This is a genomic window from Leucobacter albus, assembly GCF_039528015.1.
Lineage (GTDB): Bacteria > Actinomycetota > Actinomycetes > Actinomycetales > Microbacteriaceae > Leucobacter > Leucobacter albus.
Genome location: NZ_BAAAKZ010000013.1, coordinates 32874 through 48154, shown reverse-complemented (window position 1 = coordinate 48154; position 15281 = coordinate 32874). Strand labels below are relative to the sequence as shown.

General features: G+C 68.3%; 8 protein-coding genes. 3 read left to right on the top strand and 5 right to left on the bottom strand.

Going from position 1 to position 15281, the window contains the following annotated elements:
• Nucleotides 1-7: 7 nt before the first annotated feature.
• Genes ABD115_RS13350 through ABD115_RS13335 form a run of 4 tightly spaced genes read right to left on the bottom strand, consistent with a single transcriptional unit; the run spans nt 8 to nt 4008 of the window.
• A complete protein-coding gene (locus tag ABD115_RS13350; RefSeq protein ID WP_343961665.1) occupies nt 8-1126 on the bottom strand; it encodes an AI-2E family transporter in 1119 nt (372 codons plus the stop codon).
• Nucleotides 1127-1166: 40 nt separating this feature from the next.
• The gene (locus tag ABD115_RS13345; protein WP_343961662.1) at nt 1167-2144 is read right to left on the bottom strand and encodes a TIGR00730 family Rossman fold protein; all 978 of its coding nucleotides are present in this window, start codon (nt 2142-2144) and stop codon (nt 1167-1169) included.
• Nucleotides 2129-3529 carry a bifunctional pirin family protein/GNAT family N-acetyltransferase gene (locus ABD115_RS13340; protein WP_343961660.1) on the bottom strand — a complete coding sequence of 467 codons (1401 nt, stop codon included), beginning with the start codon at nt 3527-3529 and terminating at the stop codon, nt 2129-2131. The genes ABD115_RS13345 and ABD115_RS13340 overlap by 16 nt, the downstream gene beginning before the upstream one ends.
• A gap of 23 nt (nt 3530-3552) precedes the next feature.
• Complete coding sequence (locus ABD115_RS13335) at nt 3553-4008, bottom strand: DUF3817 domain-containing protein (RefSeq protein ID WP_343961658.1); 456 nt, start codon at nt 4006-4008, stop codon at nt 3553-3555.
• A 230-nt stretch (nt 4009-4238) separates the two neighbouring features.
• Here ABD115_RS13335 and ABD115_RS13330 point away from each other — a divergent pair, with 230 nt between their 5' ends.
• The 3 genes from ABD115_RS13330 (at nt 4239) to ABD115_RS13320 (ending at nt 13507) form a co-directional block, all read left to right on the top strand.
• Nucleotides 4239-5759: a putative Ig domain-containing protein gene (locus tag ABD115_RS13330; protein WP_343961656.1), complete on the top strand. Its 1521-nt coding sequence runs from the start codon at nt 4239-4241 to the stop codon at nt 5757-5759.
• 264 nt (nt 5760-6023) lie between these two features.
• Nucleotides 6024-6380: a hypothetical protein gene (locus ABD115_RS13325; protein WP_343961654.1), complete on the top strand. Its 357-nt coding sequence runs from the start codon at nt 6024-6026 to the stop codon at nt 6378-6380.
• Nucleotides 6299-13507: a VWA domain-containing protein gene (locus ABD115_RS13320; RefSeq protein ID WP_343961652.1), complete on the top strand. Its 7209-nt coding sequence runs from the start codon at nt 6299-6301 to the stop codon at nt 13505-13507. Before ABD115_RS13325 ends, ABD115_RS13320 begins: the two co-directional genes overlap by 82 nt.
• A 157-nt stretch (nt 13508-13664) precedes the next feature.
• Here ABD115_RS13320 and ABD115_RS13315 read toward each other — a convergent pair whose 3' ends face one another.
• A complete protein-coding gene (locus tag ABD115_RS13315) occupies nt 13665-15158 on the bottom strand; it encodes a peptide MFS transporter (protein WP_382389562.1) in 1494 nt (497 codons plus the stop codon).
• Between the last annotated feature and the right edge of the window lie 123 nt (nt 15159-15281).

Sequence of the window (15281 nt, the reverse complement as noted above, 5' to 3'; positions counted from 1 at the left end):
AGCTGGGCTACCCGGCCCGCGCGTCGCCCGAGGGTGTCGCCGCGTTGTCGCCCGAGAGCCAACGCAGCCAGAGCATACTCGGGTCGCGTTCGAGAATGAGGGCGCGCACCAGCAGGGTGAGTGGAATCGCGAGAATCGCCCCGAGCGGCCCGATGATGAAGGTCCAGAACAGCACGGAGACAAAGCTCAGGGTCAGGCTAAGGCTCACCGCGTCGCTCACAAATTTGGGCTGAATGAGCACCTGGAGCAGCACGTTCGCGACCGCGTACACCGCGATGACGGCGACCATGAGCGGCCAGCCGCCGACGACGAGCGCGAGGATGGCGGGCGGCACGAGCCCGAGCACGAAGCCGATGTTCGGCACGAAGTTCGTCACGAACGACAGGATTGCCCAGACGAGCGGTGCCGGGATGCCGAGCGCCCACAGCGCCAGGCCGTCAACGACCGCGACGAGCAGGCCAAACCCGGCGTTCACGACGTAGTAGCGCCGAACGTTGCTGTTGAAGTCTGCGAATCGGCGCACCCGAGGAGCCGCGGCCGGGCCGAACTCTCGCGTCGCCCGCGAGAAGCGCCCAGCGTCGGCTGCCATGAAGATCGCGTAGGCGAAAATGAAGAACAGGGCCGTGAGCACCCCGAGCAGGCTCGAACCGAGCGATGTCGCGTACTGCACAATGGTCGACGGGGTCAGCACCGAGGTGATTGCGTCGGTGAACTGATCACTGAGCCCGAGCGAGGTAAAGAACTCGAACAGCGCGTCTGCCGTTGCGCGCAGGTCTGCGCTGTAGGCGATGACGAGCTGGGTGAACTCGGCGGTTGCGAAGGCAAGCATGCCCGCGAGCACGAGGAGAATCGCCCACGAGAGCGCGACCACGAGCGTCGTCGACACCCAGCTGGGCCACCCGAGTCGCGTGAGCGGCTTACGCAGCGGCGCGCAGATGATGACGATCACGGCGGCCAGGGCGAGCGGGCCGATAACCTCGCGGGCGAGCGACACCCCTGCGAGCACCACGACGGCGGCCGCGAGACCGAGGAGCACGGTGACTGAGGGTGCGAGCCCCGGCTGCTGCAGGGGTGCACCCGCCGAGGGCGGCATGGCTGCCGGAGTATGTTTCGGCGCTTCGTCCATGCCCTAAGCGTAATGGAAGTCGCCGGCTAAGGTCGGGCCTCTACGACCACTTGGGCTGCGGCGGCTGCCACGCGGCGAGCTTCGCGAAGAGTTCTTCGGGCTCGGTCGCGACGATGAGCGAGTCGCGGGCAGCGGGCGCCGAGAAGCCCGCGGCAACCATGTTGTCGATCGCCGCGACGAGCGGCTGCCAGTAACCCGCGATATCGAAGAGCGCAACGGGCTTCTGGTGAATGCCGAGGGTCACCCACGTCCACACCTCGAAGATCTCCTCCAGCGTGCCCGGCCCGCCTGGCAAGGCCACGAATGCATCGGTGAGCTCTGCCATGCGGCGCTTACGCTCCGGCATCGACGAGACGACCTCGAGGCGCGTGAGGCCGCCGTGCCCGGTTTCACCGGCGAGCAGCGCCTCCGTGATCACTCCAAAGGCCTGGCCCCCGGCAGCGAGCACGGCGTCGGCGACGGTGCCCATAAGCCCGACCTTGCCTCCGCCGTAGACAAGCTCGATGCCGGCGCCAGCCATCGCCGTGCCGAACGCCCGCGCACCCGCGGCGAACTCCGGGGAGTTGCCGAGCGCCGAGCCGGTGAACACGGCGAGGCGCTGGGGCGGGCGCGAGGCGCGCTCGAGCGCGGGGAAGACGTGCTCGGTGTTCAGCGGGGCCATGGCCGGGTCAGCGGCGCGCGGATCCGCCCACTCGAGGTGCTCGATCTCCGCGAGCGGGCGATCCACCGCGATATACGGGTGCTCGAAGACCTGCGCGACCACGTCGCGATCTGGCTCGTTCGCGGCGGCCGAACGAAACTCGCCGAGCCCGCGCAACCGCAGCAGGTCGAGGTCGATGCCGAGCTCCTCGCGGAACTCGCGCACCGCCGTGTCGCGGGGGTCTTCGCCGGGCTCGGGTTTACCCCCGGGCAGCATCAATGACGACGTGCCGCGCTTGCGCACGTTGAGCACCCGCCCGTCGGGGTCGCGCATCACGACTGCGCTGACGCGGATCGGTTCGCTCAGATGTTCGGCCAATCGACGATCTCCTCGTATTCGGGGTGCTTCTTCAGCCACGCCGACACGTAGGGGCAGTAAGGCACGATGCGCAGGCCGGCGTCTCGCGTGTCTGCGAGGGCTTCAGTGACCAGCGTACCGGCGAGCCCGCGCCCGCCAAACTCGGGGAAGACCTCGGTGTGCACGAAGGCCCGGCCCCCGTCGCGCGGGGTTGGGCGGTAGTCTGCGAACCCAGCGAGGGTGTCGCCGAGGTAGATGGCGTAGCGGCGGGCGTCGGGCTCGTGCGCGACGCGCGGTTCAGCCGATTCGGGGTGCTCAGGTGTCGGGGTCATGGGTACCTCCGTGCGTTCGGTTGCGATGGTTGGGGTGCGACTGGGAAGCGGCGGCAGCTGGCTGCGCGGCACAAGGCGCGAGGTTGGCAGCGCGGGCGCGGGCAGCGGCGGCTCGGGCTCGTTGTCGGGGATCCCGTAGCGGCTGTCTGCCAGCTCCGAGTCGACGTCGGCCGCCGCGATGGTCTGCTGCCAGTTTTCGCGGGCCGCGGCGATCTCTTCGTGGCTGCCTCCGATAAAGTTCCACCACATTACGAGCTCTTCGCCGAAGGGCGCCCCGCCGATGAGCAGCACGCGCGCGCCGGCCGGCCCCGCGGTGAGGGTGAGCGTTTCGCAGCCCGTCGCTGCGAAGCCGAGGTCTGCTGCGCGCAGCTCGGTGCCACCGTGTGGGTCGCTGCCGGCCCCGGCTGTAAGCGCCACGGCTCCGTGGTCGACAAGCACGCCGTGCTCGTGCGCCGAATCCACGGCGATTTCGATGACCGCCCCCGGTGCCAGGTTGAGCTCTGCCCCCACGAGCGGAGTATGGGTTTCGACCGGCGACGTCTGCCCGAGCAGGGCGCCAAGGAATACCTGCCCGGTGAACCCGGCGCCCGTGACGAGCGGCGGCGCGTAGTGGTCGAAGCGCTTGGGCACCCCGCGGGCGGCGGTCGGGAGCGCGACCCAGAGCTGCGCGCCGTGCAGCACGGTCGTGTCGGGGGTGGATCGCTCGGAGTGGCTGATGCCCGAACCCGCGGTCATGAGGTTGAGCTCACCTGGCTTCACCAGCGCGTGATTGCCCGCGCTGTCGCGGTGCTCGATGGTTCCGCTGAAGAGCCAGCTCACGGTCTGCAGCCCGGTGTGCGGGTGCGCGCGCACGTTCATGCCGCCGGTGTCTGCTACGTTGTCTGGGCCGTAGTGATCGAGGAAGCACCATGCGCCGATAAGGCTTCGGCCGCGCTGCGGCAGGGTGCGTCGCACCGGCATTGCCCGCAGGCCGCCAAGCGGCACCTCGCGCGGCTCGAGCACCTCGATGCCGCCCGGGGCGCCCGGCTCAGCTATGCAAAGAGTTTCTTCAGGCTGTGACTCAAGATTGCTCATGGTATTGCTCCTTTGACAGGATCCTAGCTCTTAGGCACGGGCGGGCCTAGCCAGAGCAGGGTGACAAATACGAGCACGACGAGCACCGCGATGAGCGCGATCGCGAGCAACGGGCGGCGCAGCACCCAGGCCTGCACGTGCTCCACGAACCCGCGCGGCGCCTCGCCGCCCGGGGCCAGCCGCCACGGGCCTGCGAGCAGGCCGCGCTTATCGACGGCGAGCTCGAACGGGTAGGTCGCGAATGGCACCACCGCGAGGAGTAGGCCTGTGACGCCGATGCTCGCGCGCCAGCGCTGATTGATCCACACGAAGACCGTCGAGACGCAGTACGCGAGAAAGACGAAGCCGTGAATGCCCCCGGCGATGCGCACGGCCCCGTCGGTGACCCCGGTTGCCCGGAGAATCAGGGCCGCGATGAGCCCCGCCCAGGTGATCACTTCTGCGGTGGCAAACAGGCGAAAGAGGTTTCTTGGGCTCATAGTAACTCTCATTGTGCCGCATGCCGGTGGGAGGTGCTGGGGATGAGCTGAGCAGGGGTGATCAGCTGCTGGGGAAGGCCCGGTGGAGCGGGGGCGCCGTGCGCGCATCGGTGGATCAAAGACCCAGAACCTTGACATCGGAATGAGATGCCTGGAAAGTAGAGTAACTAAAGCTGTCTGCTTGGAAACGCATAGGAGCGGGGCGGGTGACGGCAGAAACAGGGTGTGCGATGAATGATCCTGGAGTTATGCGGCGTCGCGGCGCGTGGTGTGCCGCGGCCGTGATCGTGATGCTGGGCGTTGCGCCCGCTGCGGCGCACGCGGCAGATCCCCTCGTGCCAGACGCGGCGCTCGCGTCGTGTCTGAACGCCATGATCGACCCCACGAGACCGGCAGACCAACAACTCCTCGTTGAGGAGATCGCGAAGATCCCTGAACTGCTGTGCGGCAGTGGCGCGCACGGAACGATTCGCAATCTCGAGGGCCTCCAGCACGCGACGAGGCTCCGAAATATTGAGAACTGGGGCAGTGCAGATCTGAGCGCTGCGGGCGCGCTCCGACCCCTCGCGGGCCTCACCGGGCTCACGCGGCTCTCGGTGAGTGGCACGGGTCTCACGAGCCTCGACGGCGTGCAGGGCCTCACGAACCTCGCTACGATCGACGCCTCGGGCAACCAGCTGTTGCACGTGAACGAGCTCGCGGGGCTGACCAAGCTGAGCATCGTGTCCCTGGCAAACAACCCGACGCTCACCGATATCTCTGGGCTCGCGGGGGCCGATGCGCTGAGCCAGATCTTGTTGCAAAACAACGCGGCACTCGGAGGCAACCTCGACGCGCTGGCTGGAAAGCTCAACCTGCTGGTCGTGAATATCAACTACACCGGAGCGACGAGCCTCGAGGTGTTCGCCGACCACCCGGGCATCGCGAACTTCCAGGCGATCGGCAATCGCATTTCGAGCCTGAAAGGGCTGAACCGGGCCGGCTCACAGAAGATTACCCAGCAGGCGTATATCGCTGGGGAGCCGTTCTACGCCGCGGTCGGGGCCACCACGTATGTTGCGAACCTCAGCACCCCGGTGAGCCTGCACGACGGCACCACCCCGCCGACAACGCTCGGCACCCCGATCGTCGGGCTCACGGAGCCCGCGCCGGCATCGCCCGTGTTCCGCTTCACCTTTGGTGCGGCGTCGACCGGCGTTGCCTGGGGATTTAGCGAGGGCGCGAACGGGGCGCTCTGGTTTGACGGCACGGTCACGAACGCGATCGAGCGGGTTGAACTGATAGCCGAGGCGTTCGAGTTCACCGCGGGCGAGACGGGCGAGGGCACGCCAGAGCTCGTGAACCCGGCCGACGGCACGCCATCGAAGTTTCCCGTTGCGGTGTGGCAGCTCGGGCCAGACGCCCCGGCCTTCCTCTCGATCGACCCGATCACCGGCGTCATCTCGGGCGTTGCGCCCGAGACCGGGGAGCACACGGTGACCGTGATCGCGCGCGACGCGCTCGGCAATGAGATCACGGGCCAGGTCACCATCACCGTCACAGAGGGTGAGGCGCCGCCGGTGACGCCGCCCGGCCCGCCGGTGAAGCCCCCGCCCGCCCCGGAGGTGACCCCGCCACCGGGCCCGTCGCTCGCTGCGGCGGGGGCGACCTCGCCGGCGCTGCTGTGGGTGCTCGGTGCTGCCCTCGGTGCCGCCGGCCTCGCGGCGGTCGGCCTCGCGGTGCCGTGGCGCCGCCTAGGTCAGCGGCGCTAGCGCCCACTGAGCCCGCAGCTCGGGCATCGAGGCTTCCCCCCAGGGCCACTCGATACGTTTCCCCAACACAGCCCGAGCTGCGATGTGAAAAGAGGGGCCGAGCGAGACCTCCCCAGTCTCGCCCGGCCCTTCGCTGTGCGTGCTGGCCCCCGCAGTCGGGCTCGGGCGCGAGGTCGCGGTGGCGCCTGCTGGCCTGGCTCCGCGCGTCGCGGCGGCTGACCTCACCGGCGTGTCGACAGTGAATTCTGCACCTGGTTCTGCGTGGTGGAACATCTGAACGCGGTGGCATCGTTCCGCTGGCTGGAACACGCTGTTTGGCGCTGCAAATCCCTGATCGCAGTAGGTATTTTTCTCGCTGAACGATCGCCTTTGGTGGGTGACGTGCGCATGCTGGTGGGCATCTGGCTACTTATGTCACATTACTTTGAGCGCAAAGTACTGTTGCTATTCGGCATCTTGCCACCTATTCTCCTTCGAGAAAGCTATGGGCTCTTTCTGAGCCCAGCACAACGCAGCATCATTGGGGATGGGGAAACCGCATGTTTCGACGGCGACGGCAGTTGTTTTCACGGGGCCAGGCACGCAGTGCTCGGCGATCGCTCGGCGCCGCGCTCGCGCTAGCAGTGCTCGTCACGGGCCTACCAACCGCGGCTTTCGCCGTCGAGTCCCCGCTCGATCCCAACGCGCCTGCGGTTGCTGGCGCGACCGCGGGCGTCGAGGCCGCGCTCGCCGAGCCGACCGCCCCTGGCGAGGCAGCCACCCCCGAGAACACTGGCGGCCCCGACGCCATCGACTCGGCGCATGGCGCGGAGGGGCCGGAGGGCACTGAGACGCCTGCGGGTACCGAGGCGCCCGATACCGATGAGTCGCCCGGCGGCGCTGATGCCCCGGCCGCGGCCGATACCCAACAGCAGGCCGCTGACGCGCTGGCGCTCGCAGCGCCAGACGTTGCCCCCGCGGCCGTTCCGACGCTGAGCGGCGGCCCAGGCCCTGGCACGCCCCCGGGTGCCCAGGAGTGGCTGATCCGCATCACGGCGACGGGCGACCGCACGGCGGCGAACGGCCGCGCGAACCTCGCAGGCGCTGCCTTCAGCGCATTTCAGGCCTCCAGCCTCACGAACGTGACGAACAACACCGCGGTCGCGACCTGCACCACCGACCAGAACGGCCAGTGCTGGATGAAGGTGCCTACCCGCGGTTCGGGCAACAGCGCCCCGGGCTACGTTGTGCGCGCGGTCGAGGCGCCAGCCGGCTGGTCGATTCTCGCCTCGATGAACACCTCGGAAGACGGGCTCGGGGTCGGTGCGAACGAGCCGTACAGCTTCTACACGGGCCCGGCTCGCAGCGACGTGCAGCAATCGTCGCGCATCTTTACCCCGCCGACGGGCACGTCGCTCCGCGCGAGCTCGGGCACCTGGTCGAGCGTGCGCAACAACCCGTCGGTTCCGAAGGAGTGCGGCATCGACGTGGCTCTGCTCGTCGACCTCTCGACCTCCGTGCGTATGACGGGTGGCGCGCTGACGCAGGTGCAGAATGCCTCGGCCGCCGTCGTCGACGCGCTCACTGGCACCCCGTCGCGGGTCGCGCTCCAAACGTTCTCGACCAAGGCCCCAGCTGAGGGGAGCAACAACGCATTCCTCGGCCTCACGAGCGTAGCGACGCCCGCGCTCGCAGGCCCGGTGAAAACGAAGGCGCAGAACCTGTCGATCCCGTCGAGCCCCAACCAGTACACGAACTGGGATGCCGGGCTCTGGTCGCTCAACGGCATCGCAAGCCAGCTCGACGCGGTGATCATGATCACCGACGGCCTACCGACCCGTTACGGGACAAACGGCGACGGCGCGAGCGCCACGCGCTTCTTCGAGATGGAGAACGCAATCGCATCGGCGAACGCGATCAAGGCCAAGAACACGAAGATCATCGCAGTTGGCGTCGGCCTCGGCGTGCAGGGCAACCCCGACAACCTCAAGGCAATCTCGGGCAAGAACGCCGGCGACGACTTCTTTCAGGTCTCGAACTGGAACGACCTCGAGGCGCAGCTGCGCGCACTCGCCTCGGGCAACTGCGACGGCACGGTCAACGTCACGAAGCAGGTCATTCCCGTCGGGGGCACCGTGGCGCAGGCCCAGCCGCGAAGCGCCTGGGGGTTTAGCGCAGCCACGCAGGGCAATGCCGTGCGCGTCGACGCCGTCGGCACCTCGTTTGCGAACTCGGCCTCGGGCCTCACTGGCGACACCGGGGTGCTCGGGTTCCGTTCGAACTTCGATGGGACCTCGCAGGCTGATCGCCGCATGAGCGTCACCGAGACGCTCGACCTCGAGCACACGCTCGCGCCCCAGGGCGGTAAGAACGCGGTCTGTACCCGAAACGACACGGGCGCGAGCGTGCCGGTGACGAACATTGACGACCCGGCGAGCCCAGGCTTCGCCGTCGACCCGATTCAGAACGCGACAATCACCTGCACCGTGTACAACCAGGCGCAGGATCGGAGCGCGCAGCTGCGGGTGAACAAGGTGTGGCAGATCGACACCGACGGTACGGGCGGCTTCGACGAAGTCACCGAGCCGAACGAGGCACCCACCTCGATCCCCGGCCTGAGCGCCGCGCTCACGCTGAGCGACAACACCAGGCTCCCGAGCGGGGTGGTGAGCTTCGGCGAGACGGTGTCGAACCTCGCGCTCGACTCCACGGTGGCGATCTCTGAGACCGTCACAGGCCTGCCGCTGCTCTGCACGAACGAGGCCAGCTACGAACCGGAACTGCCAGACGGCAAACTCACGCTTGAGCTCGCAAGCGACGAGGGCATCAACGAGGTCACCATCACGAACACGGTGACCTGTGAGTCGAAGCTCACCCTCGAGAAGTGGGTGAGCGACGGGCAGACCCCGGCTGCCGACTGGACGCTCGACGCGCTCGCCCAGGGCGACGCCCTCGCCGGGCCCGCGGGCACGTCGGGATCCGCCGCAGCGACCGCGAACGTGACCCCCGGGGCCACCTACCCGCTCGCCGAGCAGGCAGAGACCGCGGCCGCCAAGACCTACGTGCAGCAGTGGAACCCGACGCTGCAGGCCCAGTGGGCCGCGAACCACGCGCTCGGCGCGACCGGCTCGTGGGTGTGTGTTGTCGCAACAGGGCTCGACGGCGACACCCCCGTGTGGGCCACGAACCAGAGCGACGGCCGCAACGGCGGCGTGACCGTGCAGCCAGGTGGCTGGACGAAGTGCACCGCGGTCAACGACCCGAAGCCAACGCTTGAGCTCGTGAAGCAGATCAAGCGCGGCGACGACGTGACGACCGTCGCCCTCGGCGACACCCGCTGGACGCTGAGCGCCGACTGGGCAGCCCCAACCGCGGGCGGCGACACCCCGATCACACCGTACCCAGGCACGCAGGCGAAGCTCGAGGGTGCAGGCGGCACCGCGGCGACGCCCGTGCTGCCCGGCAGCTACACGCTCGCCGAGTCTGCGGCGCAGAGCGGGTACGAAAACGGCACGCAGTTCTCGTGCGTGGTGAACGACGAGGAGCCGCAGCTCATTGACGCCGGCGCGGCCAACGCGCTGAACCTTGACGCCGGGGACACCGCGAAGTGCACGATCGTGAACACGCAGATTCAGCCGCCGCTCACGATCGAGAAGAGCGACGGCGAGGTCACCCAGCTCGCTGACGGCACCTGGCAGATCGACTACGCGCTCGCCGTCGAGAACGCGACGGCGATTCCGAGCACCTTCACGCTCACCGACAGACCAGCGCTCGGCGCCGGCTTCTCCGTCGTAACGACGAGCTGGCGCGACGCTTCGGACCCGGGCACGGAGATCACCGCTCCCGCCGCCGACACCCCGATCGCAGGCAACACGACGAAGCGCTACGTGTACCGCGTGATCGCCGCCTTTGACCCGGAGGCCGCGGATCCTTCGCTGACCTGCGACCCCGCTGACGGCGGCGCCCTCTTTAACTCGGCGACAGTCGCCTTCCCCGGCGGCGACGCGACCGACACCGGGTGCGCCGAACCGGCAGCACCCGCGGTCGTGAAATCTGCGCAGGCGAGTGCGCAGAACGCCGACGGCAGCTGGAAGCTGAGCTACCAGATTCAGGTGACGAACACCTCGGATATTCAGCTCGCATACACGCTCGATGACACCGCGGCCGCGCTGCCGGCAGGCGCGACGGGCGGCGACTGGACGGTCGCAGACCCGACAGTGATCGGCGGCACCCCGGCAGACTCGAGCACGCTCGTACCCGAGTGGGCGGGGGCTGGCGAGCTCGCCACGGGCGTGATCTCGGCAGGCGCAACGCACACGTACGTTGTTTCGCGCGACGTCACGCTGGGGGCGGCGACAACAGCCGAGGCGCTCGAGTGCACCGAGGACACGGGGCTCTGGAACACCGCAACTGTGACGAACGGCATCGGCGGCGGCGAGTCAAGCGCCTGCGCGACAGTTGAGCTGCCAGGCGTGACGATCGACAAGACGGTTACCTCGGTGACACAGGCGGCCGACGGCTCCTGGGTTATCGGCTACGACGTGCAGGTGACGAACACTTCTGCAACGCTCATCGCGACCTACAGCCTGAGTGACGAGCTGAGGTTCGGCGGCGAAATCGTCGTCGACGGCGCCGATTGGACAGGGCCGGCTGGCGCGGCGGGGAGCTTCGCGGCCGACGGCACGGCGACGCTCGCGACCGACGCCGCGCTCGCCGCTGGCGGATCCGCGAGCTACCAGGTGACCGCGCGCGCAACAATCGCGCAGGCCGCGTGGGCCTCCGAATCCGCGGGGCTGAGCTGCGAGGCAGGCGACGAAGCCGGCGGCTTCCTGAACACCGCGACGGTGACGGCCGCCGGCGTGCCGCAAACCGACAGCGACTGCGCAGAGCCCGCTCAGCCGAGCATCGCGAAGAGCGCGGTGAGCGCTGTGCAAGACGCTACCGACCCAGAGACCTGGCACGTGAGCTACCTGCTCACCGTCACGCCGAGCGGGTTCGACACGTTCTACTCACTCACCGATACGCCTGATTTCGCCGACGGCATTGTGCTCGGCGCGGGAACGGCGAAGCGCACCGATGTGGATCCGAATGCCCCCGCGTTCCCGATCACCGCTGGCGCGGTGTTCGACGGCTCCCCGGTCGCGCTCGGCGCTGACGACGCGCCGCACACCTGGCTCGTCACGTGGGATGCCTCGATCGCGGGCGACATCGCCGGCGAGGCCGCCGAGTGCGGTGAGCCGGGGTCGGCGTTCTTCAACACGGCAGCGTTGCTCCAGGGCGGCGAGACCGTCGACGAGGGCAGCGCCTGCCTCCCGGTGACCGATCGCGTGTACCCGACGGTCGAGAAGACAGTCGTAGAGACCACGCAGCAGCCAGACGGCAGCTGGAAGATCGAGTACGCGATCCGCGTCGCCGTGCCTAGTGGCGACACCGCGAACCCCGACGGGCTTTCGGCGAAGTACGACCTCGACGACACGCTCACCTTCGGTGCGGGCATCGAGGTGACCGCGGCCTCGTGGACTGGCCCCGGCACGGGTGCCGGTGACTTCGACAGCGCGAACTGGAGTGCCGAGCTCGCCCGCGACCGTTCCCTCGCCGCTGGTGCCACCCACGAGTACCTCGTGACGGTGTCGGCGAAGGTCACGGCCGCCGCGATCACCGACGGAACCACCGAGTGTGAGCCAGCTGAGGGCGAGGCCGGCGGCTTCCTGAACACCGCGAAGCTCACCTCCGGCCCGGTCACCACGCCTGTCGAGGCGTGCGCCGAACCAGTACTCCCATCGATCGAGAAAACCGGCGGCGCGACAACCGACAACGGTGACGGCACCTTCGGCCTGAGCTACGACATCGCGGTGCGCTACACAGCGACAGGGGCCGAGAACCCAGCCGGCGTGAACTTCACGCTCACCGACGAGCCGCAGCTGCCCGCCGGCGTCGAGCTCGTCGGCAACTGGAGTGCGGCGGCGGTCACGGATCACACCCCGGCACCCGACGGCGCGAGCTGGAACGGTACGGGGGAGTGGACGATCGTCGACGGGGCCGAATTCACCCCGGAGGGGGTGCGCGCCGGGCACACGGAGTACCGCTACACAGTGACCGCGACTGTGAAGGTAACGACGACCGAGAAGGGCACCACTGAGGAGTGCGTCGACACGGGGGGCAGCGGCATCGTCATCCCGAATATCGGGCGCATCGCCTCGGGCGACTTTGAGGCAGAGGATGATGGCTGCCAGGTCGTCACCGTGCCAGACATCACCGACGTGAGCATCGAGAAGACCGCGGAGCTTGCTGAAGACGAGACCTCGGTGCAGCCGGGCGACGTGTTCGACTACGTGCTCACCGTGACCAACGAGGGCAACGTGCCCGCGACCGACGTGCTTGTGACCGACACCGACATCAACGACAGGCTCAAGGTCACCGGCCTCACTGTCGACCCGAACTCGGGCTGGGGCCCCGCCCCCGGTTTCACGGGAAACACCGTTGAGCTTTCGATCGACGAGATCGGGGTCGGCGAGTCTGTCGAGGTGCGCGTCACCGTCGAGTTCTTGCCGGCGCAGCAGCTGAACGAGAAGCCGATTCTCTCGGGCGACCCGAAACCTTCGGCGCCCGAGGCGATCGACTCGCTCGCGAACAAGGCCTGCGTAGAGATGGAGGGCGACTCGAACGCCGAGAACAACTGCGACGACGCCGAGGTGCCGACGCGCGACCTCACGGCGACCGTGTACACGCTCTGCGTCGCCGACGCGCCGCTGCTCGGCTGGTCGGTCGACAAGTCGGAGCTGCTCAAAGATCTGCCGGTGAACTTCCGGTGGACCCCAGACGCTGGCACCCAGGCAACCGTGCCGGCCGAGGTGACGCTCGCGTCGCCGGCCGGGGCAACGAACTGGAGCGACGAGGTCACCTGGCCTGGCTCCGCGTTCACCCCGTCGGGCATCAGCATCGACTACCCGGGCTGGCGCGCGATTCGGGCCTCCGACCTCAACGCGGCTGGCAAGTACCTGCTGCCCGGCACGGCGACAGAGATGACGCCAGCCCAGGTCTCGGAATACGTGTTCAACGGGTTGATTCTCGACCCGAGCGAGCTCGACTTCGCCTGGCGCGGCAACACCACAATCGAGTTCAGCGTGAACCCGGAGCTGACGTTCAACGCAGGCTACCCGCCGGCGACGGCAGGGTGCGGCGCGGCTCGCCACTCTGACGTGCAGATTGAGAAGGACGCGAGCGTGAAGCGCACGCAGCCGGGCAAGGCATTCGACTACACCCTCGCGGTGCAGAACGAAAGCGATGATGCCGCGGCCGAGGGCGTGGTGGTGACCGACCAGATTCCGAAGGGCCTGCGGGTGACGAACGTGAGCTGGGCCGGTAAGGGCGAGCCCGGAGCGTTCCCGAACTGGCGGGAGTGCGATGTGACAGGCAAGGACTCGCGCGGCTACGGCGGCACGCTCAGCTGCGAGCTGTTCGGCCCGCTGCAGCCTAAGGGCTCGACGGAGGGCGCGTCGGCAGCGCCGGAGATCACGCTCGCGGTGATTGTTGATCCGGGCTCGACCCGCACCGACATCACGAACACGGCGACTGTCGACTACCACACCTTCGGTGACCCCGACGATAGCGGGCGCGACTCAGACAGTGCGAACGTGCTGCTCTGGGGGCTCTCGGTGACGGGCGGGCAGGCGGCAGGCATCGCCACTGGAGCCGCGGCGCTCTTGCTGCTCGGAGGCGCGGCGCTCCTCGTCGGGCGACAGCGCAGGCGGGCAGAGCGGCGCGTGTAGCCCGACACCGAGGCCGCGCAGCGCGGTTGCCGAGACGATCCCCCAGGAGCCCCTCGGCGGCCACGCCCAAAGGCCCGCTGCGCGATGAGGAGGGCCGGGGAGGCGCGAACGCCTCCCCGGCCCTTCGTGCTGCCAGCGTGGCAGGCGGCGGCGCGGGTTAGCGCACGCCGCCCATGAGCTTCAGCACGGGCTTGCGCACGAGGAACAGGATTGCCCCGACCGCGATCGACGCGAGGCCGATGATGAGGAAGTACGGTGCCTCGTTCTCGGGCGAGTACATCGTCGAGAGCGTGCCTGCCGAGGCCGAGCCGAGCGAGATTGACAGGAAGAACAGCGCGACCATCTGCGAGTGGAACGCCTTCGGCGCAAGCTTCGTCGCGAGCGACTGGCCGACGGGCGACAGGCACAGCTCGGCGAACGTGAAGAGCAGCATGATGAACACGAATGCGATGAGCGGGACGCTGCCGTTCGCGCCGCCGGCGAACGGGATGAAGCAGAGAAACGCGATGCCCATGATCGCGGTGCCGAGCGAGAACTTCACCGGCGTGCTCGGAGCGCGGTCGCCGAGCTTCACCCACATCGCGGCGAAGACACCCGCGAAGATGATGATGAAGATTGGGTTGATCGAGTTCACGACGCTCGGGGGCAGGATCGTGCCGAACACATTGCGGTTCAGGCGCTCGTCTGCGTAGATCGCGAGCACGGTGAACTGCTGCTGGAAGAGCGACCAGAACACGGCAGAGGCGAAGAACAGCGGAATGAACGAGAGCACCTGGCGGCGCTCGAACCGGGTCACCTGTGTGCTCGTGAGAATCACGGTGAACAGCACGACGACCGCGATGACGATGAGCAGCACGACGACCGACGACAGATTTTCTGCGGTGACCACACCGAAAGACACGGCGAGGGCTGCGAGGGCGATAGCGACGGCAAAGACGAGGATCCACACGCGACCCTGCTTCGGGGAGAGCGGGTTCGAGGGCTTGCGGCTCTCCTCGCGCACCGTGTGCTTGCGCATCGCGAGGTACTGGCCGAGGCCGATCGCCATGCCGACGGCCGCGAGCCCGAAGCCCCAATGGAAGCCCTTCCAGCCCCAGAGCGCGCTCGTGAGCAGCGGGCCGACGAAACCACCGATGTTCACGCCCATGTAGTAGATCGAGAAGGCTGCGTCGCGGCGCTGATCGCCCTTCTCGTAGAGGTCGCCGAGCACGGTCGACGTCGTGGTCTTCAGCGAGCCCGAGCCGAGCGCAACGCCGATGAGGCCGATCGCGAGGCCAGCGGCTCCGGGAATGAACGCGAGCGCGAGGTGGCCGGCCATGATGGAGCAGGCAGCGGCGAGCAGTGTGCGCTCGGCACCGAGTACGCGGTCGGCGACCCAGCCGCCGAGCACCGCTGAAAGGTAGACGAGGCCGCCGTACGCGCCGACGATCGACGTCGCGGCGGCCTGTGACATGCCGAGCCCGCCATCGGTGACCGAGTAGTAGATGTAGAAGGCGAGCAGCGCCTGCATGCCGTAGAAGCTGAAGCGCTCCCACATCTCGACGCCCGCGAGGTTTGCGAGCCCCCACGGGTGGCCGAAGAAGCCGCGCTGTTGCGACCCCGGCTGCTTCGCCGGCACCGGGCTATCGGGCTGCGTTGTGGGTGATGACACGTGTTTCCCCTCGGGATACACCGCTCACGAGACCGCCCGCGCTGAGTGCGAGGGCGCACCGCTGCGGGATTGAAAATCAATGTGAACGACCCCCGAAGCGCGAACACGCGAGGACAATTCTGG

Coding starts and splice junctions, on each gene's coding strand:
- ABD115_RS13340 (WP_343961660.1), bottom strand. CDS start 3,529: ATGAGCAATCTTGAGTCACAGCCTGAAGAAACTCTTTGCATAGCTGAG.
- ABD115_RS13350 (WP_343961665.1), bottom strand. CDS start 1,126: ATGGACGAAGCGCCGAAACATACTCCGGCAGCCATGCCGCCCTCGGCG.
- ABD115_RS13330 (WP_343961656.1), top strand. CDS start 4,239: ATGAATGATCCTGGAGTTATGCGGCGTCGCGGCGCGTGGTGTGCCGCG.
- ABD115_RS13320 (WP_343961652.1), top strand. CDS start 6,299: ATGTTTCGACGGCGACGGCAGTTGTTTTCACGGGGCCAGGCACGCAGT.
- ABD115_RS13335 (WP_343961658.1), bottom strand. CDS start 4,008: ATGAGCCCAAGAAACCTCTTTCGCCTGTTTGCCACCGCAGAAGTGATC.